Genomic DNA, 18,999 nt, shown 5'->3' with positions numbered 1-18,999 from the left:
GGTAAAGTTCTGCACGCAGCACGCGGACGTAGCGCAGCTGGTAGCGCATCACCTTGCCAAGGTGAGGGTCGCGAGTTCGAATCTCGTCGTCCGCTCGTGATGATGTCCCGTCCGGGACATCGCAACCCCTGAATCCGCACCGCGGGTCCAGGGGTTTTCGCGTTCCAGCTCGCTGCGCAGAGCTGTCTCGTGGCCGATCCGGGCTTTGGCGGGCCAGGGCTTGGGCCACGCCGGGTTTCGGCCGGGCCCCAGGTGAGCTGCGGTCAGGCGTCGCCGCAGTCGAGGCCGAGCACGGTCAGGACGTGGCGGACCTGCGGCTGCATGCCGGTGATCGCGATCGGCACCGAGGCCAGCGCCGCCGCCACCGCCATGTCGCGCAGCACCGCCGCCCCCGCCGCGTCCACCAACGGCAGCCGGGTCAGATCCACCACCAGCCCCGATGGCGGGGCGTGGGCGATTGCCTCGTGCAGCCGCAGCCGGGCCTGCTCGGCGGTGTCCCGGTCGATCTCCCCGGACACCAGCACCGTCGCCCCCGCCACCGTCCGGCGGACCCGGATCCACAGCTTGCTGTGATCGTCGTCGGCCACCACACCCGTCCACGGCGGCGGGACGTCGCTCAGCATCGCCGCCCGCAGCCAGCTCAGCGCCTGACCCAGCAGCCGCGACACGTGCATCTGCGAAATGCCCAGCCGCTCGGCGATCTCGGCCTGCGTCAGGTTGCCGTAGAAGCGCAGGCTGATCATCCGCTGCACCCGGGCCGGCAGGCGGCGCACCAGCCCGGCCACGGTCATCCGGTCGGCCATCGACTCGATCGAGGCGTCCCGCATGCCCAGCATGTCGCCCAGCTCCTGCTCATCGTCGCCGACCGGCAGGGCCAGCGACAGGGCGGTGTGATCGGCGGCGCCGCACTGGGCCCGGCATACGTCATCCTCGGTCATGCCCAGGTGCACGGCGATCTCCGCCGTGGTCGGGTCGCGGGCCATGGCGTGCCCGAGCGCCTCGGTGGCCGCCTTCACCTCCAGGGTCAGATCCTGCAGCCGGCGCGCCACGTGCAGGCTCCACGTACGGTCGCGGAAATGGCGTTTGATCTCGCCGTTTATCGTGATGACCGCGAACGCCGTGAAGGAACCGCGCCCGGGGTCGTACCGGTCGATGGATTTGACCAGGCCCATCCGCGCGACCTGCTGCAGATCGTCGAGCGGTTCGCCGCGCAGGCGGTACCGCCGGGCCAGCCGGTCGGCGAACGGCAGCAGCACGGTGATCACCTTGTCGCGCAGTGCGGCCCGGCCGGACGGGCCGGCCACGGCCCAGCGTTCGGCGTAGGCGACGGCGATCTGGTCCAGGTCTTCCCGCGCGTTGCCCGGCGGGTGTGTAGCGGTCATCGGCACCTCCTTGAGGTGAGCTGCCCGGCCGCGTTCTGGCTGACCGTAGTCCCGCCCGCCGAGGGTGCGCAATGCCCTGGAGTGCCGATAAACACCCCGTGTGAAACGCGCTGGATGCGGTACTCGGGCTGCTCGCCACGGCAGCAGGCACGGCGGGAGGGCAGCTCATGGATGTGCCGGCGCAGGTGCGCGGCGGCCCGGCTCACCTGATCGAAGGACGGCGATGACCGCCGTCGGGTTACCCGCCCCGCTCGCCGCCCACGCGATGTGCCCGGACAGCCTCGGCCGGGGGCTGCTGGCCGCAGCCGCCCGCGCGTTGCACCAGCAGGACAGCCGAGGGCTCGACCGCGTCCCGATCCTCGGCCGGCACCCCCGCGCACCGGCGCGGCGCCGCGCCACCGAACTGGCGTGTGACGCCGCCGCTGCCGCGCTGCCCCCGGAGATGGCGGCGGCCCTGGATACCGACGCGGTGGCACAGTGGATTGTGGACCATTACCCGGGCGCCTCCTACCCGGCCATGGTGCTCGGATCGGCGCACGGCGGCGCGGTGCACCTGGCGGCCGCGCTGGGAGCGCCCTGGCTGCCGTCCGGGTTCGTGGTCACTGTGCGCTGGCCTGGCGCGGTGCAGGACTGGCGGGGAGCCCGCGACTACGGCCGCGACATCGCCGCCTGCATCCTGGGCGGCAACCCGGGCGTCAGCGTGCGCCAGGTGCACGATCCGGTGCAGCGCGGCCCGCTGTGCGGCAGCACGCTCACCTTGCACGTGCGGTGGCGGCGCATCCCGCACGCGTACCGGTTGTTCCTGCGCACCCGCCTGGCCGGCGGACCCGCGCTGATGGTGCGCGACCTGCGCAACTGGACGGTCGAGGACCTCACGCCCGGGTACGGGTTCCAGGTCGGCAGCCCGGTGTCCGGCTGGACCAGCGCCGACTACACCACCGCCAACCCGGCGTTCGGCGACCTGCTGGCCACCCTCGGCGTCACGAGCTGGGCCACCCCGGGCGCCGGCGCGGTCAGCCGGTACGCCGAAACCGCAGGGGAACCCGATTTCGACAACGAGCTGCGGCGCTGGGTCACCCCGGCGTACCGGATCTGCTATCCGCGGCCCGGGGCGCTGAGCGCGTTCGTGGCCGATTTGTACCGGCAGTGGTGGCGGGCGGCCGGGGCGGTCACCGAACACTGCGTGGTGGAGACCGGCACGCTGTTCGATCCGTGGCGGGTGCACGCCGGTGCGCTGGTGCCGTACTGGTGCGAGTCGGCGGCGCGCCGCGGCGTGGAAGCGGCGGAGATGTGGCTGGCCGGGGCCGAGCCGTTCGAGGCGATCAGCGTGCTGCCGCAAGCGCCCGGGGTGGCCGCCGAGTCGTACGCGCCGGCCGAGCTGTGGCGCTCGCTGGCCCGCTTCGCCCGGCACCGGCCGCTGCTGGACCAGCTTGCGATGAGCCGGTACCCGACGCTGCCGCTCGCCGCCTCGCACGCCACCACCGCGCTGACGATCGCCGCGCTGTGGGAGGACCGGCACCCGGTGCGGCTGTCCGGCGAGCATCTGATCGCGGCGTTGCGCTCGGCCGGACCGGTGCTGGGGCTGCTGGTGTCGTAAGCCTCAGTGTGCTCGTACCTTGAAAGGGGTCGGCTGGTGCGGAGCCTGACCCCCGACCCGCGTGACGATGTCGACGGCCAGGTCCCGCAGCTTGCGGTTACGACGTTGTGAAGCCGCGCGCAGCATGGCGAACGCGGTGTCACCCGGGCAGCGCTGCTGGGCCATGATGATGCCGATCGCCTGGTCGATGACCCCGCGCGAGTCCAGGGCGTGACGCAGCTGATCCTCGACCTCGGTCAGCCCGGCCAGGCGCTGCACCACCCCCAGAGCTGCCGCGCAGGCCCCCGCGAACATCTCGAACTGCTGGCGCTGCTGGCTGGCGAACGCGTGCGGCTTCTGCGAATAGACGGTCAGCGCGGCCCGTGAACGGCCCTGCGCCGGCAAGGGCGCCGCCAGCACACTGCGCACACCCAGATCCATCGCGTACGGCCGGTACGCCGCCCAGCGCGACTCCTCGGCAAGATCATCCACCTCGACCAGCGAGCCCGCCTGCATCGCCTCCAGCCCCGGGCTCTCGATCCCGCCGTAACCCGCCTCGTCGGCCCGTAACGCCAGATCACTGCTGGCCGCGGTGGTCCACCCGTGCTCGTCACAGCACACGGCAAGCCCGCACGAGCCGCCCCCGGATAGGTCGCGCGCGGCGATGCGTACCGTCTCGCGTAGGAACGTCTGCAGGTCGGGGCCCTCACTCAGGGTGTCGAGCATGGTCAGGTACGGCTGCTGCGTCATCGTCGCCGCATTCGCCGGACACGGCGGGCCTAAACGTCGTACCCGGGTTCTAAGCTTTGCGTCATGGCCGATGACGAGCCGAGCTTCGAGAAGATCGTGGCCAACCTGCACCGCGAGGATCCGGGCTTCACCGCGGCGTTCCACGAACAGCGGCGCCCGCCCGGCCGTGTCCCGCTGATCATCGGCGTGGTGCTGTGCCTGGTCGCGCTCGGCATGCTCGCCTTCGGCGGGGTCAAGGGCGCGGTGCTGTCGGTGCTGCCCTGGTTGGCCGGCATGGCGTTCGTGCTCAAGGGTCGTGGCTGAGTCACTGAGAGTTGCGGTCCAGCGCGGCGAGCGTGGCGTAGGTGACCGCGCCGTACACCAGGTGGGGGAGCAGGTCACTGACCCAGTCGGTCGCCGACCAGCTACGCGGATCGGTGACCCGTAACCGGGCCATCGACAGGTCGGTCAGGCCCATCACGCTCACCCCGGTCAGCACCGCCCCCACCGGCACCGGCGGGCGGAAACCGGCGCGGCGAAGCACCCCGTAGGCGACCCCGATGCCCACGCCGGTGAGCACCCCGGTCAGGCTGGCAATCCCGCTGACCCGGTTCTGCCGCGTGTCACCCTCGCCCGGCACGTCCACCGGCAACCGGGTCTCCATGGCTTCGATGGTCTTCTCCGGGGTGCTGCTCGCCGCCCGCCCCCGCACGGCCATGTCGAGATAAGTGGCAGCGTTGAGGGCCGCCGTACCCGCCGCACCCGCCGCCGCACCGCTCAGGAATCCGATACCCATGTCCTGCGGGTGCCCGCCGCCGGGGCAAGCAAACCGGCGGTAGGTTGGCTCCCATGACTGTGTTGCCGATCAAGCTGGTGGGAGATCGGGTGCTGCGCACCCCGGCCGCACCGGTCACCGACTTCGACGCCGAGCTGCGCAAACTCGTCGACGATCTGAGCGAAACCCTCGCCGACAGCCAGGGGGCTGGGCTGGCCGCGCCGCAACTCGGCGTCAGCCTGCGCGTGTTCGCCCTGGCCCCGCAACTCAGCGACGGCAAGGTCGACCACCTGGTCAACCCGGTGCTCGAGTTCCCCGACGAGGAAGATCAGGACGGCTTCGAGGGCTGCCTGTCCATCCCCGGCATCTACCTCGACACCCGTCGCCGGATGAACGTGGTGGCCAAGGGCTACACCAAGCGCGGCGACCCCCTCCAACTCGTCGGCGAAGGCCTGCTGTCGCGCTGCATCCAGCATGAAACCGACCACCTCGACGGCGTGCTGTTCATCGACCGCCAACGCCCGGGCCAGCGCGAACGCCTGCTGACCACGATCCGCGAGGCAGCCTGGGCGCAGGGCGTGCCGATGCCCGAGGTGCGCACCAGCCCGCACTGAGCAACCCCGCATCAAGGGTGGCCGATGTGCGGGACCCGCCGCGATCGGAGGATCACGGCCCACCCGATTGGACGATGGCGAGCCCATCGACTATGGTGTGTATGACGCCGTTGCGAGTTCTTCCCCCGTGGAATTCGCAGCGGCGTTTTAACTGCCCTCAGGCTTTACTGCCCTCAGGCTTTACCGCCCTCAGGCTTTACCGCCCTCAGGCTTTACCGCCCTCAGGCTTTGCTGTTCTCAGGCTTTACTGCCCTGAGGCTTTACTGTCCCCAGGCCGGGTCTCTGCGTGCGGCGTTCCCGGTAGGCGTGCATTTTGGCGCGGCTGCCGCAGATGCTCATCGTGCACCACCGGCTGCGCCCCGCCGTAGTGCCGCCCCCGCCAGGAGATTCCGGGCCTCTTCATCCACCGGTACGCCCACCTGTCCCTCGCACGCGTCCCGGATCGCCTCGCGCACCGGTGTGGCAGTCTCCACCGTCCCCATGCCCACCCGCCGGATCCGCCGCCTGCGGCACACCTAGTCGGCTGTGGACGCGCCGGGAACCCCGCTGCGTCAGGGTGCCGGGCCGGGTGAGGCGCTGGTCTAAGGTGAATTCAGCCCACCTTCGGTTCTGTTTCCGGGAGTCCAACCACCATGAGTGACACCACCCGATGAACGACACCGCTCGATGAACGACACGGCGCCGGTGGAGGACCTGGCCCGGCTCGTCGGCCTGGCGCTCGAGGGCAACCATCCCGCGTGGAACCGCATCGTCGACCGCTACAGCGGGCGGGTCTGGGCGATCTGCCGGATCCATGGCCTCGGTACGGCGGACTCCGCCGACGTCTTCCAGCAGACCTGGCTGCGGGCGCTGGAGAACCTGAGTGCGCTGCGCGACCCGGAACGCTTGGGGGCCTGGCTGGGCACCACCGCTCGCAACGAGGCCCGGGCCACGCTGCGCCGGGGCCGGCGGACGCAGCCGGTTGACGATCTGTGGCTGCTCGACCGTGAGGCCGGCCCGGATCATGACCCGGAGCGCCCGGTGCTCACGGCCGCGCGCGATGCCGAGCTGTGGGACGCCTTCGGCCAGCTGGGCAAGCGCTGCCAGGAGGTGCTGCGGGTGCTGATCGTCGACGCCGAGGACCGCCGCCCGTCGTACGAACTGGCCGCCGCGGCGCTCGACATGCCGATCGGCAGCCTCGGCCCCACCCGCAAACGCTGCCTGAATCAGTTGCGCCGATTCCTGACAGAAGGTATCGACGGCCAAACTCGGGAATCGTGACAGTGACGAACGCGCCACGCAACGCGTTTTCCCCCCGCCCCGAGGAGACACCGTGACGGATTCAGTCGAGCCCGGCGACGACCTCGCCCCGGACGACGAACGGCTGCTCGCCCGTCTGGAAGCGATGTTCCGCGACGTGGATCCGGCCCCGGCCGACCTCGTGACGCTGGCCCAGCAGAGCTTCATCCTGCGCGCCCTCGACGCCGAGTTCGCCCAGCTCGTCGAGGACTCCGCCACCGCCCCCGCCGAGCCCGCCGGCAGCCGTGCCATGGCGGTTCGCGGCCCCGGTGCAGCCCCGCCGCCCCGCCAGCTGACCTTCCAGGTGGTCGACGAGCGCGGCAACGACGAGGTGGTCATCGCCGTCCAGGTCGAGTCGATAGGCGGTCGCCGCCGCCTCACCGGCCACCTGGCCCCCCGAGGCCCAGCCGCCATCGAGGTCCGCCAGCCCGCCGCCACCGACTCCCGCCACGTGGACGCCGACGGCCGCGGTCTGTTCGTCGTCGAGGACGTCCTGCCCGGTCCGATGAGCCTCACCCTGCGCCGCGAAGGCTTCCCCGCCGTGGCCACCCAATGGACCTTGGTCTGAGCCGCTGGGTTCTGTTTCGCAGGGCCTGCGAAACAGGCCTAGTCATCGAGGACGAAACTCACTTCCTCCACGCCGTCCCCGGCCGCCGGCGCCTGCGCCACCCGCCGGAACCCGCACTTCTCCAACACCCGTATCGACCCCCCGTTGTGCGCAGCAACATGAGCACCCAAGGGCCGATCCTCGATTTCCCGTACGAACAAAGCCAGCGCCCGGCTCGCCACACCCCGCCCCCAGAACTCCCGCCCAACCCAGTACCCGAGCAGCCGCATCCCCTCGCCGGGCCAGCTCGTGAGGTAACCGGCAACCTGGTCGCCGACGTCGATCGTGCGCATGACGACGCCGGGGGCGGGGCGGATCTTCGCCCAGTGCGCGTCGAAGGTGGCGCGGTCCCGGGCGGGGAAGGCTGCCATTGCGGTGGCCTGCGGGTCGGATTGGTGCTGGAAGAAGACGTCCAGGTCGCTGTCGGCTACTTGGCGCAGGCGGATGCTTGGTTCTGGGGCTAATGACATTTGTGGTTTCCCCGCTTGGTTGGTGGTGCGTGGGTGCGGCGGGGTCATCATGCCGGGTTGCGGGGCCGGGCCGGCCGGACACCCAGCGAGAAGCGGCCGGATCCCTGCGGCGAACAGCGGCGTTGAGGTGACCGTCCCCAGCGAGGTCGCGGGTGAGCTGGGGCTTGGCAGGCGGGGTGGAAGGGCAGTTGGGGTCCACGGGGCCGCAGGGGCACCCGCCAGCGATCACCAAGGCGCAAACCCGTACAAAGAGCCGGGAGCCGGCGGCCTCACCCCTCCGAGAGGCCGCCGGCTGGTCTGCTCAGACCGGGGTGCCGGGCAGGATGTGCACCACTGCGCCCAGCCCCGGTGCCGTGGGCCGTCCGGCGATGAGCTGGTTGAACGCCTGGTGCGGGGTCAGGGACGGGTCTTCGCCGCACAGGGCTGCTACCGCGCCGCTGATCTGGGGGGCGCTGAAGGAGGTGCCGCTCCAGGTGGCCCAGGAGTCGGGGCCGAAGGTTACGTCGGTGCCGATGTTGTCCTCCGGGGGGAGTTTGCCCTCGACGAAGGTGCTGATGATGCCCACTCCCACCGCTGCGCAGTGGACCCAGGTGCCGCGGTTGGTGAACGTAGCGGGGGTGAGGTCGCTGTTGAGGGCCCCCACCGCTTTCACGCCGGGGAAGGCTGCCGGGTAGAGGGGCAGGTCACGGCCGTCGTTGCCGGCGCTGGCCACGATCAGGGTGTTGGGGTGTTCGGCGGCGATGTGTGCCACCGCCTCCTGCATGGCCAGCGGGGGGATGCCGTCGACCGCTGGGGCGCCGAAGGAGGCGTTGATGATCAGGCGTTCGCCGCCCGCGTCCTCGGCGGCCTTGATGAGCATGTCAGCGGCGGCTTCGTCGGTGCCCAGGCCGTCGGTGGTGGTGAACCGGTACACCGACACGTCGGCGTCGGGGGCGATCTGGCGCACGATGCCGGTGCTGAACGTGCCGTGCCCGGCGAACCAGTCGATGCGGTCGAACGGGGCCAGCACGTTGATCGGGTCGGTGCCCTCGCGGACCACCCCGCTGTCCCAGCCGTCGTCGCGGGGCTGGGCGGTGATGCCGGTGTCGATGAGGGCCACCCGGACCGGGGCGGTGGCGCCGTTGGTGGCGAACGGGGCCGGGGCGACGGTGCTGCCCGGGTAGGAGTTGCCCTTGGTGACATAGCCGAGCGGGACGATCGCGTTGATGTTCGCGGTCACGCCGTCCTCGCGGCACAGCCGGCGGGCGTCGGCGCGCAGGGCTGCGGCGTTCTTGCCCCGGCTGCGGAACACCCGGGTGCGCCGGTGCCGGCTGCGGCCGGGGCGGTCGGCGGGCTCGTAGTCGCGCAGCAGGTCCGCCAGGCGCCGCGCGGCCTGCGGGGTGGCATCGACGACCAGGTCACCGGCGGCGGCCAGGCTGGCGCGGTCGCCGCCGGGTTCGAGCAGGAAGTGCACGAAGTCGGTGGCCTGGGCGGCGTCGGCGGCGCGCTGGCGGCGCAGAATCCGCTGGACGAACACGTCCTGCTCCTGACGGGCGGCCGGGTCCACGTTGGCGGCGGCCAACTTGCTGACCTGGCGGCGTACATCCTCCTGGTCCTGCGCGAGCTGCGCGGCGGTTCGCCGGTCGGGGAGCGGCCAGCGGGACGCGACGGTCATGGATTCTTCTCCCTTGTCATCGGTACTCTCGTGCTTCTGGGGAAGGCGGGGCGGCTTTCATGTATGCAAATCTGCGAGATCAGGCTGACGCTGCCTACAACAGAGTCGTGGTCGATCCGGCCAGATACGCCGCGGAGGCCGAGAAACTGGTGGCGTACGCCACGGCGGCCGGCGACACCGAGGCGTTGGTGGCGAGCCTGCGGGCCGTCGCGTACGTGCGTCACGTCACCTTGGACAATGAGGGCGCCCGCCGGCTGCTCGACCGCGCGGTGCGGCTGGCGGACCGCAGTGTACTGTCCCGCCGGCTCGCCGATGTGCTGGTCACCCGTTCGGTGGCGCTGCAGGAGCTGGGCCGCTATGACGCCGCGGCCCGCGACCTGCGCCGTGCCGGGGACCTCGCCGACCCGGCCGGGCGGCCCGAGATCCGCTTCCAGCTAGCCGTGCTCGATCACAACCGGGGCCGGCTGGAGGACGCCGCGGGGGCGTACACGCAGGTGCTCGACGATCCGGCCAGCCCGCCGGTGGTGTGGGTCAAGGCGGCCAACAACCTCGCCAACATCCACACCCTGCGCGGGCGCCCGGACGACGCGCTGGGCTACCTGGACCGCGCCGCGGGGCTGGCCCGGGAGCTGGGGGCCCGCTACACCGCGATCGTGGCCAACAGCCACGCCTGGTCGAGCTATCACGCCGGGCGCCTGGCCGAGAGCGTGCGCCGCTTCGAGGAGGCCGGGCGTCTGCACGCCGAGGCCGGGCTGCCGCTGGGCGAGCATCACGTCGAGTATGCCGATGTGCTGCGTGACCTGCGTCTGCTCAACGAGGCGACGGTGGCGGCCCGCTCGGCGCGGGTGGAGTTCGAGAAGCACGGCGCCCGGTTGATGGCCGCCGAGGCGCGGCTGCGGTGCGCCCGGCTGGCGCTGGAACTCGGGGATTCGGCGACTGCCGTGGCGGATGCACAGGCGGCGGTGCGCGATTTCCGCCGGCAGCGGCGCCCGGCCTGGGCGGCGCGGGCCGCGGTGGTGGAAGCGGAGGCCCGCGCGGCTGTGGACGGTACGTCCGCAGCTGTCCTGCACCGTCTGCGCCGGGCGGCTTCCACGTTGGAACGCCAGGGCCTGCGCGAGGAAGCCGCCTATGCCCGGCTGGCAGCCGGGCGCGCCGCGCTGGCGCTGCACCGCCATGACACCGCCCGCAGCGAACTGGTGGCGGTCGGCGAACTCGCCAAGGGTCAGTCGCTGCTGGTGCGTCTGCGCGGTCACCTGGCCCGGGCCCTGCTGGCCGAGGCGGAGAACCCTGATCACGTGCTGCGAGCCTGCGTACGAGGTCTGCGCGATCTTTCCCGGCACCGCGCGGCGCTGCCCTCGCTGGAGTTGCGTGTCCTGGCTTCCGGGCACGGCGCCGAGCTGGGGGAGGTCGGGCTGCGCACCCTGCTGCCCGGCGGCTCGCCGGGGCGGATCTTCGAGTGGCTGGAACGCACCCGGGCCGCGGCGCTGCTGCGGGTGCATCCCCCGGCGACCGGGGTGGACGAGGACGTGGTCGCGTTGCGGCACGTCGAGCAGGAGTTGCGTGACGCCAGGCTGGACCGTGGTGAGGAACCGGCGGCGCTGCTGAGCCGGCAGAGCGCGCTGGAGGCCCGGATCCGCCGCCGCTCGTGGTCGGGGGAGCAGGGTGACGGCGGGGAGGCCACGGCCCCGGCGAGCCTGCCCGAGCTGCGGCGCTCGCTGGACGGGCAGTGGCTGGTCGAGTATGCGGTGATGGGGGAGCGGGTGCTGGCCGTGGTGGTGGCCCCGCGCCGGACGCGGGTGATCGAGCTGGGCACGGTGGCGGCGGTGCAGGGGGAGCTGGCGGCGGCCGAGTTCGGGCTGCGGCGGCTGCTCAGCGGCACCCGGTTCGGTGCGGCTGCGCGCACAGCCACCCAGGACGCGGTGGACGAGCTGGCCCGGCTGCTGGTCGAGCCGCTGGGGGTGCCGGCGGACGTACCGCTGGTCGTGGTGCCCTCGACGCAGTTGCTCGGTGTGCCGTGGTCCGCGCTGCACTCGGCGCCGGTGTCGGTGGTGCCGTCGGCGGGGCTCTGGGCGCACGCCCGCCGGGGCCGGGCGAGCGGGACGAAGCCGCCGGTCGTGGTGATCGCCGGCCCGGATCTCGACGGCGCGGGTGCTGAGGTCAAGGCGGTTGCGGGCGAGTACGACGGGGCCCGGGTGCTGCTGCCGCCGCAGAGCACCGCCGAGGCAACGCTGGCGCTGGTGAAGAACGCGGGGCTGGCTCACTTCGCGTGCCACGGCCGGTTCCGCTCGGACAGCCCGTTGTTCTCCGCGCTGCAACTGGCCGACGGGCCGGTCACCTTGTACGAGATGCTGGCTCACGGCATCGCCCCGCACCGGGTGGTGCTGGCGTCATGTCACTCCGGGGCGCAGCAGCCGTACATGGGAAATGAAGTGCTGGGTTTTGCCAGTGCCCTGATGTCGCACGGCAGCACCGGGGTGGCCGCGGCCGACGTGCCGATCCCGGATGGCGCGTCGGCGGGCGCGATGACCGTGCTGCACCAGCAGTTGGCCCGCGGTGAGACCATGCCCAGCGCGGTGTGGCATGCGCGCAGTGCCCTGGCCGAGGGCGGTGCCGAGGAGTACGTCGCCTGGTACGGCCTGACCGCTTATGGCCCCGGATAACGCCGTGCAAGCCGCGTCACAAGGGGCAGGCCAACGCCCGGCGAACGGTTCGTTAAGCATATTAAACCTATAGGAAATGCGGGTCGGTACCGGGTAGGCTGAGTCCCATGACCGTCACCTCGGCCCGCCCTGACGTGCAAGCCCGCACCGCCACCGACGCCGCGTTCCGCCATCAGTTGGAACGCGACGCTGTCTGGAGCCGCATGATCTCCCCGGGTGCCCAGGTGCCCGATCTGCCCCTGGTGGAAGCCGACCTGGGCCCGATCTTCCTGCGCCGCCTGCTGCACACCGGCCCGCTCGTGCTGATCTTCTTCGCCCATGCCGGTGCCGCCGGCTGCGAACAGGCTCTCACCGCGTACGAGAAGAGTCTTTCCGGAATCGACGCGCACATCGTCGCGGTCAGCCCTCAGCGCCCCGAGCGCCTCGCCGAGCTCAAACACCGCGCCGGGCTGAGCATGCTGGTCGCCTCCGACCCCCGCCACGCGCTGATCGACGCGTTCAACATCGGCTTCAGCAGCCCGGCCACCACCGCGGCGCTGGGCACCGGACGCTCCACCCTGCCCTACCCGGCGGTGGTGGTGGCCGGCCGCACCGGCGTGGTCCGCCTCGTTGACGTCCACTCCGACCGGAGCACCCGCACCGGCGCCCCGGCAATCGCCGAGGCGTTGCGGAACGGCTGAGCCGAGGCGTTGCGGATCAGCTGATCAGGGGGCTGCGACGTTCCAGCAGGACGACGTCGCGCCACACGCCATCGAGCCGGGCGACCCGTTCGCGGGTGCCCACCCGGCGGAAACCGCAGCGGTCGTGCAGGGCCAGGCTGGCCTTGTTCTCCGGGAAGACGCCCGACTGCACCGTCCAGATGCCGGCCGCCTCGGTGGAGGTGATCAGCTTCTGCAGCAACAGGCGTCCCACCCCGCGACCGGCGGCCGCCGGATCCACATAGATCGAGTGTTCGACCACACCGGCGTAGGCGCGCCGGGCCGACGCCGGTGAGCAGGCCACCCAGCCGAGCACCGGGCCGTCGCCGTCGAGCGCTACGAAACTGTGGCCGGTCAGCTTGGTGCGCTCGAAGGCGGCCCAGTCCGGCACCTCGGTCTCGAAGGTGGCGTCCCCGGTGGCGATGCCCGCCGCGTAGATTGCCAGCACCGCCCCGGCGTGCGCGGCGGTCATCGCCACCGGGTGCACGCTCATGGCTTGCGGCCGACCCCCGACCACACGTTCACCTCGTTGTCGGCGAACGCGGGGTCGCCGGGGCCCGGGCGCCACTTGCTGGCCGGGACAACACCGGGGTCGATGAGCTCCAGACCCTCGAACAGCTCGGCGACCTCGTCGCGGGGGCGGGTCCACACGTCACTGCGCCCCTGCTCGACCATCTGCTGGTAGAGGGCCGCCTGCTCCGGTGTACCGAAGTCGGAGGTCGCATGGGTTGCCACCAGGAAGCTGCCGGCGGGCAGATCCGCAAGCAGGCGCTGCACGATCGGCTTGGCCGCACCGTGACCGTGCACGAAATGCAGCACCGCGATGAGCATCAGCGCAACCGGTTGGCTCAGGTCCAGGGTGTCACGCAACGTGCGGTCGGCCAGGATCGCGTCCGGGTCGCGCAGGTCCGCCTCGATGTAGGAGGTGCGGCCCTGCGGGCTGGTGGTCAGCAGGGCCCGCGCGTGCACCATGACCAGCGGATCATTGTCGACATAGACGATCCGGCTCTCCGGCGCGACGCTCTGCGCCACCTCATGGGTGTTGTCGGCGGTCGGCAGGCCGGTGCCGATGTCCAGGAACTGCCGGATGCCCGCCTCGGCGGCCAGGAAGCGGGTGGCCCGGCGCAGCATCGCCCGGTTGGCCAGTGCTCCCTTGCGGACATTGGGGAAAGCAGCCTCCAGTTCGTCACCGGAAGCGCGGTCGGCGGCGAAGTTGTCCTTGCCGCCGAGCCAGTAGTTGTAGCGGCGGGCCGGGTGCGGAACCGTCGAGTCGATCGCCGTCATGGCGACCATCATGGCACCCCCCGCCCGCCGTTACGAACCGGCCCTTCAGGTGGCCCAGCGCAGTCCGAGCGGTGCGACGGCCACGGTGAAAAGATCCAGAACACCGGTCACCTGCAGGACGGTACGAACAATGCCCCGCGCGTTGACGATCTCCACTTGCTTGCCCGCGTCCCGGGCGCGCAGACAGCCTTCCAGCAGCGCCCCGATCGCCTCCGACGCCAGGAACCGGGTCTCGCCCAGGTCCACCACGAACTGCGGGGCACGGTTGTTGCGTGCCGTGGCCAGCTCGCGGCGCAGGTCGTCGAGGCAGTCCACGTCCAGCTCACCGAAGAGCCGCACGCACACCTCCCGACCACCGTCGATCATCACCCGGACGACGCCGTACTGTGGGGACCGCATGACCCTTTGTAGCAGCCGGCCGGTCGGCGGTCCCTCGATCGAGCGACGCTTCCCGGTGGCACAAAAGGGGTAAGCCCCCCGGGTTCTGTTTCTACTACCAGCAGGAGCCGCACAGCATGGTTCCCGAAGTCCTGTCCGTCCCGCAGTTCCGCACCGAGCCCGTCGGCGACGACGCCACCCCGCGCCTCGTCGCGGCCGACCACAGCGACGAGGCGATGGCCCGGCTGCGGCACCCGTTCGACCTGCAGCCCGCCCCGGCATCGCCCGGCGAGGCCGGCTGATTCTCCGGCGGTGCGACGCCCGGATCGCCGATCGAGCCGGACGGCTCTGGTTGATCCGGCCTGACGCGAGCCGTGTTCCGGTTAGCCTGCAGGCTATGGCAGATCGGGCGCCCACGATCTACGACGTCGCCAGGTCCGCCGGGGTGGCCGCGTCGACGGTTTCGCGTGCCCTGACCCGCCCCGGCCGGGTGGCCGACAGCACCGTGGCGCGCATCAGGAACGCCGTCGACGAGCTCGGCTTCCGGATGAACCCGCTGGCCCGGGCGCTGCCCACCGGCCGTACCTCGATGCTCGCCCTGATCGCCAGCGACGTCACCGACCCGGTCACCGCCGAGGTGATGCGGGGCGCGCAGGACGCCGCGGGCGAGGCCGGGTACATCACGGTGGTTGCCCACGGCCCGGGCGAGGCGTTCGACCGGGCCCTGGCCACCGTCGACGGCGCGCTGATCATGTCCGGCACCCCCGGCGACGACGACCTGCTCCGGCTGGCCGCCCAGCGCCCGGCGGTGCTGGTCGACCGGCTGTGCGCCGCTGTGCCGGCCGTCATCGCCGACATCGCCGACGGCATGCGCCAGGTGATGGCCCACCTGGCCGCCCTGGGCCACGAATCGGTCACCTATGTGGGCGGCCCGGCCGGATGCTGGGCGGACGGCATGCACCGGCGGGCGCTGCGCCAGGCCGGCTGCGAGTACGGCGTCCAGTCGCGGCGCATCGGCCCGTTCCCGGCCACCACCGCCGGGGGCATGGCCGCTGCGGGGGAGTGGCTGCACCATCCGGCCACGGCGATCATCGCGTACGACGACCTGATCGCGATCGGGCTCATCCGCGCCCTGACCGCCCGTGGCATCCAGGTCCCGCAGGAGGTGAACGTGGTCGGCTTCGGCAACGTGGCGGCGGCGGAGCTGATCACTCCGGGGCTGACCACTGTGGCGGCGCCGCTGCGGGAGATGGGGGCTGTGGGCGTACGGCGGCTGCTGAATTTGATCGAAGGATCGCCGGTTGCCGGGCCGGTGTTGTTGCCGGTGCGGCTGGTGGAACGCGGGTCAACAGGGATTCGCCGGCGGGGACGGTTCGGGCCGCTGCCGAGCTTCGCGGGATCTCTCTGAGAGGTGTAGTCAGGCGGCTCACCTTTTGTCGCACGGCCTGCAAGCCTGCCCCGGACGCCGGATAGCGTGCCACGTATGACGGCTTCGGTTCAGGCGGCGCTCGATCTGCGGCTCGTGGTAGCGGATATGGACGGCACGCTGCTCGACGAGCACGGGCAGGTCCCGGACGGGCTGTGGCCGTTGCTGGCGGACATGCGGGCCCGGGGAGTCCTGTTCGTGCCGGCCAGCGGGCGCCAGTACGCGACGCTGCACCGCGAGTTCGCCCACGCCGCCGAGGGGATGCCGTTCATCGCCGAGAACGGCTCGTACGTGGTCCGCGACGGCGTGGAGATCAGTTCCGATCCCCTCGATGGCGCGTTCGTCCGGGGGGTGCTGGTGGCCCTGGACGAACTGGCCGCGGACGGGCCGGACCTCGGCGTGGTGGTGTGCGGCAAGCGGTCGGCGTACGTGTCCCGCACCGACGACGCGTTCCTGGGCGAGGCCCGCAAGTACTACGCCGCCCTCGAGGTGGTTTGCGACCTGGCGGCCGTCGACGACGAGATCCTCAAGGTCGCCGTGTACGACTTCGGCAACGCCGAGCAGCAGACCGCGCCGCACCTGAGCCGCTTGCGCTCGGACAAGAACCGCGTGGTGGTCTCCGGGGTGCACTGGATCGACTTGATGAGCGCGACCGCCGACAAGGGCGCGGCGGTGCGGGCCCTGCAGTCGGCGCTGGGCATCACACCGGCGCAGACCGCGGCGTTCGGCGACTACCTCAACGACCTGGAGATGCTCGACGCCGCCGAATGGTCGTTCGCGATGGCCGACGCCCATCCGGAGGTGGCGCGGCGGGCGCGCTTCCAGGCGCCTTCGCATCGGGAGTACGGCGTGGTCACCACCCTCACGCGCCTGCTGGCCCAGCAAGCCTGACCCACCGGTCACCGGCCTGGCTCAGCGGCCCGGCATCGGCGGCGGGGCCCGGGGGCTGACTGGCAGTGATGATGGCGGTGCGCAGGCGGGTTATGGCGTCGGTGCGGGCTCCGGTCAGGGACGGTTCGGCCGTCACGGTGGCCGCGTGCAGGGGGACCGGGCGGGGCTGGCGGGCGACCACCGCGCTGACAGCGTCGAGGATGGCCGGGTGCGGGCCCCAGGAGCCGCCGAGGATCACTTCGGCCGGGTCGGTGAGCGCCACCACCGCCGCCACCACCCCGGCCACGGCGCGGGCGATCAGCGAGCGGGTGGCCGAGGCGTCCGGGTCGTCACCGGTGACCGCGGCCAGCAGCCGGGCGGTGTCGATGGCGGTCGAACCGGGCAGGCGCAGGCCGAGTTCGCCGAACACCTGAATGAAGCCGGTGGCGTCGCCGTTCGGGCCGGTGGTCACCAGGTGGGCGAGTTCGCCGGCCAGGCCGCCGTGACCGCGCCGCACCTCGCCGTCGCTGACCACCGCGCCGCCCAGGCCCACGCCCAGGTGCAGGTAAGCGAAGTCGGTGCGCCCCTCGGTGGCGTCGCGTTCGGCGCGGGCGGCCCAGTTGACGTCGTTGTCGACGGTGATCGGACCGGCGACGTACGGTGACAGCACCGCCACCGGATCGAGGTCGCCGAGCAGGAACGGGGCGTCGGGCATCTTGCGCAGGCGCCCGGTACGCCGGTCCACCGGGTCGGCGGCGCTGACCACCGCCAGCCGGGGCAGCGGTCCGGCAAGCGCGGTCAGCTCGTGCAGCGCCGCGGCGACCGCTTCGGGCTCGGTGGGGGTGCGCAGCGGACGCCGGGCGCGGGCCACCGTGTCGCCGTAGGCGTCGACCTGTTCGGCCACCGCGCCGGAGGGGCCGATGCTGACGGCCAGCGCGGTGCCGGCGTCCGGGGTGAGGGCGTAGTAGGAGCCCACCCGGCCCTTGCCGCGCCCGCCGGGGGTGCGTTCGCCGGTGTCGGCGAGCAGGCCGGCGGCGCTCAGACGGCGCACGCTTTCGCCCGCTGTGGGCTTGGAGATGCCGGTGTGCGCGGCGAGCTCGGCGCGGGTCAGGCGGCGGTGCTGCATGAGGGCACGCAGCACGGTCTCGTCGGTCATCGAGCGGGCCAGGTCCACCTGCCAATTCTAGTCAGGGGACTTGCTTTGTATGGGGAGGGTCCGTACGTTGCTCAAGTAAGGGAGCCTGACTTGAAAGGTTGACATGATGACGCTGCCGCATTGGGAGAGCCCGCCGGACGACCTCGGGGCGGCGATCCGCGAGGTCAAGACCGCTCTACGGGCCCGGATCGCGAGCTCCGGCCGTACCGTCGACGAGGTCTTCACGGTCGTCGAGGGCCGCATCGATGCAGCGGTCGAACAGGTCGAGGCGGCCAAGGCCCGCGGGGAAGAGGTGTGGCCCGTCATCCGGTACGACGACATCGCCGCCGGCACCGTGAGCAGCGAGCAATTCGACCTGGTGCGGCGGCGTGGCTGTCTGGTCGTGCGGGGCCATTTCGAGCGCGAGCAGGCGCTGGGCTGGGACCGCGACATCGTGCGGTACGTGGAAGGCAACCGGTTCTTCGAAAACTACCGCGGCCCCGGCGACGACTTCTTCGGCAGCGTGGGCTCCAAGCCCGAGATCTACCCGATCTACTGGTCGCCGGCGCAGATGCAGGCCCGCCAGAGCGAGCGGATGGCTGCCGTCCAGGCCTTCCTCAACAGCCAGTGGAAGCACGAGTCCGGGGGCACCACCTGGTTCGACCCCCAGCGCGACTCGCTGTACCCCGACCGCATCCGGCGCCGGCCCGAGGGCGCCGACTCCGGCGGGCTGGGCACCCACCTGGACCCCGGCACGCTGGACCTGTGGCTGACCTCGGCCTACCAGAAGGCGTTCCGGCACCTCTTCGACGGCTCGGTCGAGCAGTACGACCCCTGGGACCCCGCCTACCGCACCGCCGGACCGCAGTACCCGGGCAGCACCATGTGCTCGGCGTTCCGCACGTTCCAGGGCTGGACGGCGCTGTCGGACATGGACCACGACCAGGGCGTGCTGCACACCGTGCCCATCCCCGAGGCGATGGCGTACCTGATGCTGCGCCCGCTGCTGAGCGACGTGCCGGACGACGACATGTGCGGGGTCACCGTCAACCAGGTGTTCCCGGCCAACGAGAAGTGGCATCCGCTGCTGATGCGCGCCCTCACCGGCATCCCGGACGTCAAGGCAGGCGACTCGGTGTGGTGGCACGCCGACATGATCCACAGCGTGGCGCCGGTGACGAACCAGCGCGGCTGGGGCAACGTCATGTACATCCCGGCAGCACCGTGGTGCCCGCGCAACGAGCGGTACGCCGCCGAGGTGCGTGAGGCCTTCCGCACCGGCTCCAGCCCCAGCGACTTCCCCGAGGAACACTACGAACGCGACTGGGCGGACCGTTTCCAGCCGGCCGACCTGAACGAAACCGGCCGGCACGGGCTGGGCCTGTCCTGAGCGCCCGGCCCGTTTCAAGCGCCCGGCCCGTTTCAAGCGCCCGGCCCGTTTCAAGCGGCCGGCCCGTTTCAAG

The 18,999-nt window shown here is 71.8% G+C and carries 20 protein-coding genes, 1 tRNA gene and 1 pseudogene; 12 read left to right on the top strand and 10 right to left on the bottom strand.

Annotated elements, in window-relative coordinates:
* The first annotated feature begins 22 nt into the window (after positions 1 to 22).
* Positions 23 to 95 (top strand) — tRNA-Gly (locus TFC3_RS34600).
* A 168-nt stretch (positions 96 to 263) separates the two neighbouring features.
* On the opposite strand, the gene TFC3_RS34605 is transcribed toward TFC3_RS34600, so the two are convergent.
* Entirely contained in the window at positions 264 to 1,382 is a 1,119-nt protein-coding gene (locus TFC3_RS34605; RefSeq protein ID WP_067510420.1) for a sigma-70 family RNA polymerase sigma factor, read from the bottom strand.
* Between the two features lie 223 nt (positions 1,383 to 1,605).
* On the opposite strand from TFC3_RS34605, the gene TFC3_RS34610 reads away from it, so the two are divergent.
* Positions 1,606 to 2,979: a hypothetical protein gene (locus TFC3_RS34610; RefSeq protein ID WP_067510418.1), complete on the top strand. Its 1,374-nt coding sequence runs from the start codon at positions 1,606 to 1,608 to the stop codon at positions 2,977 to 2,979.
* Positions 2,980 to 2,982: 3 nt separating this feature from the next.
* Here TFC3_RS34610 and TFC3_RS34615 read toward each other — a convergent pair whose 3' ends face one another.
* Entirely contained in the window at positions 2,983 to 3,708 is a 726-nt protein-coding gene (locus tag TFC3_RS34615) for a GAF and ANTAR domain-containing protein (protein WP_067510416.1), read from the bottom strand.
* A gap of 63 nt (positions 3,709 to 3,771) precedes the next feature.
* On the opposite strand from TFC3_RS34615, the gene TFC3_RS34620 reads away from it, so the two are divergent.
* A complete protein-coding gene (locus TFC3_RS34620) occupies positions 3,772 to 4,011 on the top strand; it encodes a DUF3040 domain-containing protein (protein ID WP_067510414.1) in 240 nt (79 codons plus the stop codon).
* 1 nt (position 4,012) lies between these two features.
* Here the strand turns inward: TFC3_RS34620 and TFC3_RS34625 are convergent, their stop codons facing one another.
* On the bottom strand, positions 4,013 to 4,483 hold the full coding sequence (locus tag TFC3_RS34625; RefSeq protein WP_067510412.1) for a hypothetical protein: 471 nt from the start codon (positions 4,481 to 4,483) through the stop codon (positions 4,013 to 4,015).
* Between the two features lie 53 nt (positions 4,484 to 4,536).
* On the opposite strand from TFC3_RS34625, the gene def reads away from it, so the two are divergent.
* Complete coding sequence (gene def / locus TFC3_RS34630) at positions 4,537 to 5,076, top strand: peptide deformylase (protein ID WP_067510410.1); 540 nt, start codon at positions 4,537 to 4,539, stop codon at positions 5,074 to 5,076.
* A gap of 237 nt (positions 5,077 to 5,313) precedes the next feature.
* On the opposite strand, the pseudogene TFC3_RS40615 reads toward def, so the two are convergent.
* Positions 5,314 to 5,430: pseudogene (locus TFC3_RS40615) on the bottom strand (CGNR zinc finger domain-containing protein); the annotation flags it as partial.
* 312 nt (positions 5,431 to 5,742) lie between these two features.
* Between TFC3_RS40615 and TFC3_RS34635 the strand changes: the two are divergent.
* Together TFC3_RS34635 and TFC3_RS34640 are read left to right on the top strand one after the other, a co-directional pair.
* Positions 5,743 to 6,336: an RNA polymerase sigma factor gene (locus TFC3_RS34635; protein ID WP_067510408.1), complete on the top strand. Its 594-nt coding sequence runs from the start codon at positions 5,743 to 5,745 to the stop codon at positions 6,334 to 6,336.
* Positions 6,337 to 6,388: 52 nt separating this feature from the next.
* On the top strand, positions 6,389 to 6,922 hold the full coding sequence (locus TFC3_RS34640; protein ID WP_067510406.1) for a hypothetical protein: 534 nt from the start codon (positions 6,389 to 6,391) through the stop codon (positions 6,920 to 6,922).
* 38 nt (positions 6,923 to 6,960) lie between these two features.
* Here TFC3_RS34640 and TFC3_RS34645 read toward each other — a convergent pair whose 3' ends face one another.
* Complete coding sequence (locus tag TFC3_RS34645) at positions 6,961 to 7,431, bottom strand: GNAT family N-acetyltransferase (RefSeq protein WP_153040631.1); 471 nt, start codon at positions 7,429 to 7,431, stop codon at positions 6,961 to 6,963.
* A gap of 301 nt (positions 7,432 to 7,732) precedes the next feature.
* Complete coding sequence (locus tag TFC3_RS34650) at positions 7,733 to 9,085, bottom strand: S8/S53 family peptidase (RefSeq protein WP_067510404.1); 1,353 nt, start codon at positions 9,083 to 9,085, stop codon at positions 7,733 to 7,735.
* A gap of 107 nt (positions 9,086 to 9,192) precedes the next feature.
* Here TFC3_RS34650 and TFC3_RS40280 point away from each other — a divergent pair, with 107 nt between their 5' ends.
* Together TFC3_RS40280 and TFC3_RS34660 are read left to right on the top strand one after the other, a co-directional pair.
* Positions 9,193 to 11,745, top strand: coding sequence for a CHAT domain-containing protein (locus tag TFC3_RS40280; protein WP_067510507.1), 2,553 nt, complete (start codon positions 9,193 to 9,195; stop codon positions 11,743 to 11,745).
* Positions 11,746 to 11,852: 107 nt separating this feature from the next.
* Complete coding sequence (locus TFC3_RS34660; RefSeq protein ID WP_067510403.1) at positions 11,853 to 12,425, top strand: redoxin domain-containing protein; 573 nt, start codon at positions 11,853 to 11,855, stop codon at positions 12,423 to 12,425.
* Positions 12,426 to 12,441: 16 nt separating this feature from the next.
* Here TFC3_RS34660 and TFC3_RS34665 read toward each other — a convergent pair whose 3' ends face one another.
* The 3 genes from TFC3_RS34665 to TFC3_RS38405 are packed head-to-tail and all read right to left on the bottom strand — an operon-like array spanning position 12,442 to position 14,126.
* Positions 12,442 to 12,936 (bottom strand): GNAT family N-acetyltransferase, encoded by a 495-nt coding sequence (locus TFC3_RS34665; protein ID WP_067510401.1) that lies wholly within the window; start codon positions 12,934 to 12,936, stop codon positions 12,442 to 12,444.
* Positions 12,933 to 13,727, bottom strand: a complete 795-nt coding sequence (locus TFC3_RS34670) for an SAM-dependent methyltransferase (RefSeq protein WP_236718633.1) — start codon at positions 13,725 to 13,727, stop codon at positions 12,933 to 12,935. Before TFC3_RS34670 ends, TFC3_RS34665 begins: the two co-directional genes overlap by 4 nt.
* Positions 13,728 to 13,772: 45 nt before the next feature.
* The gene (locus TFC3_RS38405; RefSeq protein WP_161952736.1) at positions 13,773 to 14,126 is read right to left on the bottom strand and encodes an STAS domain-containing protein; all 354 of its coding nucleotides are present in this window, start codon (positions 14,124 to 14,126) and stop codon (positions 13,773 to 13,775) included.
* 116 nt (positions 14,127 to 14,242) lie between these two features.
* On the opposite strand from TFC3_RS38405, the gene TFC3_RS38410 reads away from it, so the two are divergent.
* The 3 genes from TFC3_RS38410 to TFC3_RS34685 all read left to right on the top strand — a co-directional run bounded on the left by TFC3_RS38410 (position 14,243) and on the right by TFC3_RS34685 (position 16,422).
* On the top strand, positions 14,243 to 14,407 hold the full coding sequence (locus tag TFC3_RS38410) for a hypothetical protein (RefSeq protein ID WP_161952735.1): 165 nt from the start codon (positions 14,243 to 14,245) through the stop codon (positions 14,405 to 14,407).
* A 95-nt stretch (positions 14,408 to 14,502) separates the two neighbouring features.
* Entirely contained in the window at positions 14,503 to 15,513 is a 1,011-nt protein-coding gene (locus TFC3_RS34680) for a LacI family DNA-binding transcriptional regulator (RefSeq protein WP_067510394.1), read from the top strand.
* Positions 15,514 to 15,588: 75 nt separating this feature from the next.
* Complete coding sequence (locus TFC3_RS34685; protein WP_067510389.1) at positions 15,589 to 16,422, top strand: Cof-type HAD-IIB family hydrolase; 834 nt, start codon at positions 15,589 to 15,591, stop codon at positions 16,420 to 16,422.
* Here the strand turns inward: TFC3_RS34685 and TFC3_RS34690 are convergent.
* A complete protein-coding gene (locus TFC3_RS34690) occupies positions 16,394 to 17,575 on the bottom strand; it encodes an ROK family transcriptional regulator (protein ID WP_067510387.1) in 1,182 nt (393 codons plus the stop codon). The genes TFC3_RS34685 and TFC3_RS34690 overlap by 29 nt on opposite strands.
* A gap of 88 nt (positions 17,576 to 17,663) precedes the next feature.
* Here TFC3_RS34690 and TFC3_RS34695 point away from each other — a divergent pair, with 88 nt between their 5' ends.
* Complete coding sequence (locus tag TFC3_RS34695) at positions 17,664 to 18,926, top strand: DUF1479 domain-containing protein (RefSeq protein ID WP_236718632.1); 1,263 nt, start codon at positions 17,664 to 17,666, stop codon at positions 18,924 to 18,926.
* The last annotated feature ends 73 nt before the right edge of the window (positions 18,927 to 18,999 follow it).

This window comes from Actinoplanes sp. TFC3 (assembly GCF_001553785.1).
Classification (GTDB): Bacteria; Actinomycetota; Actinomycetes; order Mycobacteriales; family Micromonosporaceae; genus Actinoplanes.
The sequence above is the reverse complement of the archived record's forward strand: the minus strand, read 5'-3'. Positions and strand labels throughout refer to the sequence as shown.

Bases quoted from the DNA above. Each gene is read 5' to 3' on its own strand.
- TFC3_RS34605 (WP_067510420.1), bottom strand. From the start codon at position 1,382: ATGACCGCTACACACCCGCCGGGCAACGCGCGGGAAGACCTGGACCAG.
- TFC3_RS34610 (WP_067510418.1), top strand. From the start codon at position 1,606: ATGACCGCCGTCGGGTTACCCGCCCCGCTCGCCGCCCACGCGATGTGC.
- TFC3_RS34615 (WP_067510416.1), bottom strand. From the start codon at position 3,708: ATGACGCAGCAGCCGTACCTGACCATGCTCGACACCCTGAGTGAGGGC.
- TFC3_RS34620 (WP_067510414.1), top strand. From the start codon at position 3,772: ATGGCCGATGACGAGCCGAGCTTCGAGAAGATCGTGGCCAACCTGCAC.
- TFC3_RS34625 (WP_067510412.1), bottom strand. From the start codon at position 4,483: ATGGGTATCGGATTCCTGAGCGGTGCGGCGGCGGGTGCGGCGGGTACG.
- def (WP_067510410.1), top strand. From the start codon at position 4,537: ATGACTGTGTTGCCGATCAAGCTGGTGGGAGATCGGGTGCTGCGCACC.
- TFC3_RS34635 (WP_067510408.1), top strand. From the start codon at position 5,743: ATGAACGACACGGCGCCGGTGGAGGACCTGGCCCGGCTCGTCGGCCTG.
- TFC3_RS34645 (WP_153040631.1), bottom strand. From the start codon at position 7,431: ATGTCATTAGCCCCAGAACCAAGCATCCGCCTGCGCCAAGTAGCCGAC.
- TFC3_RS34650 (WP_067510404.1), bottom strand. From the start codon at position 9,085: ATGACCGTCGCGTCCCGCTGGCCGCTCCCCGACCGGCGAACCGCCGCG.
- TFC3_RS34660 (WP_067510403.1), top strand. From the start codon at position 11,853: ATGACCGTCACCTCGGCCCGCCCTGACGTGCAAGCCCGCACCGCCACC.
- TFC3_RS34665 (WP_067510401.1), bottom strand. From the start codon at position 12,936: ATGAGCGTGCACCCGGTGGCGATGACCGCCGCGCACGCCGGGGCGGTG.
- TFC3_RS34670 (WP_236718633.1), bottom strand. From the start codon at position 13,727: ATGACGGCGATCGACTCGACGGTTCCGCACCCGGCCCGCCGCTACAAC.
- TFC3_RS38405 (WP_161952736.1), bottom strand. From the start codon at position 14,126: ATGCGGTCCCCACAGTACGGCGTCGTCCGGGTGATGATCGACGGTGGT.
- TFC3_RS38410 (WP_161952735.1), top strand. From the start codon at position 14,243: ATGGTTCCCGAAGTCCTGTCCGTCCCGCAGTTCCGCACCGAGCCCGTC.
- TFC3_RS34680 (WP_067510394.1), top strand. From the start codon at position 14,503: ATGGCAGATCGGGCGCCCACGATCTACGACGTCGCCAGGTCCGCCGGG.
- TFC3_RS34685 (WP_067510389.1), top strand. From the start codon at position 15,589: ATGACGGCTTCGGTTCAGGCGGCGCTCGATCTGCGGCTCGTGGTAGCG.
- TFC3_RS34695 (WP_236718632.1), top strand. From the start codon at position 17,664: ATGACGCTGCCGCATTGGGAGAGCCCGCCGGACGACCTCGGGGCGGCG.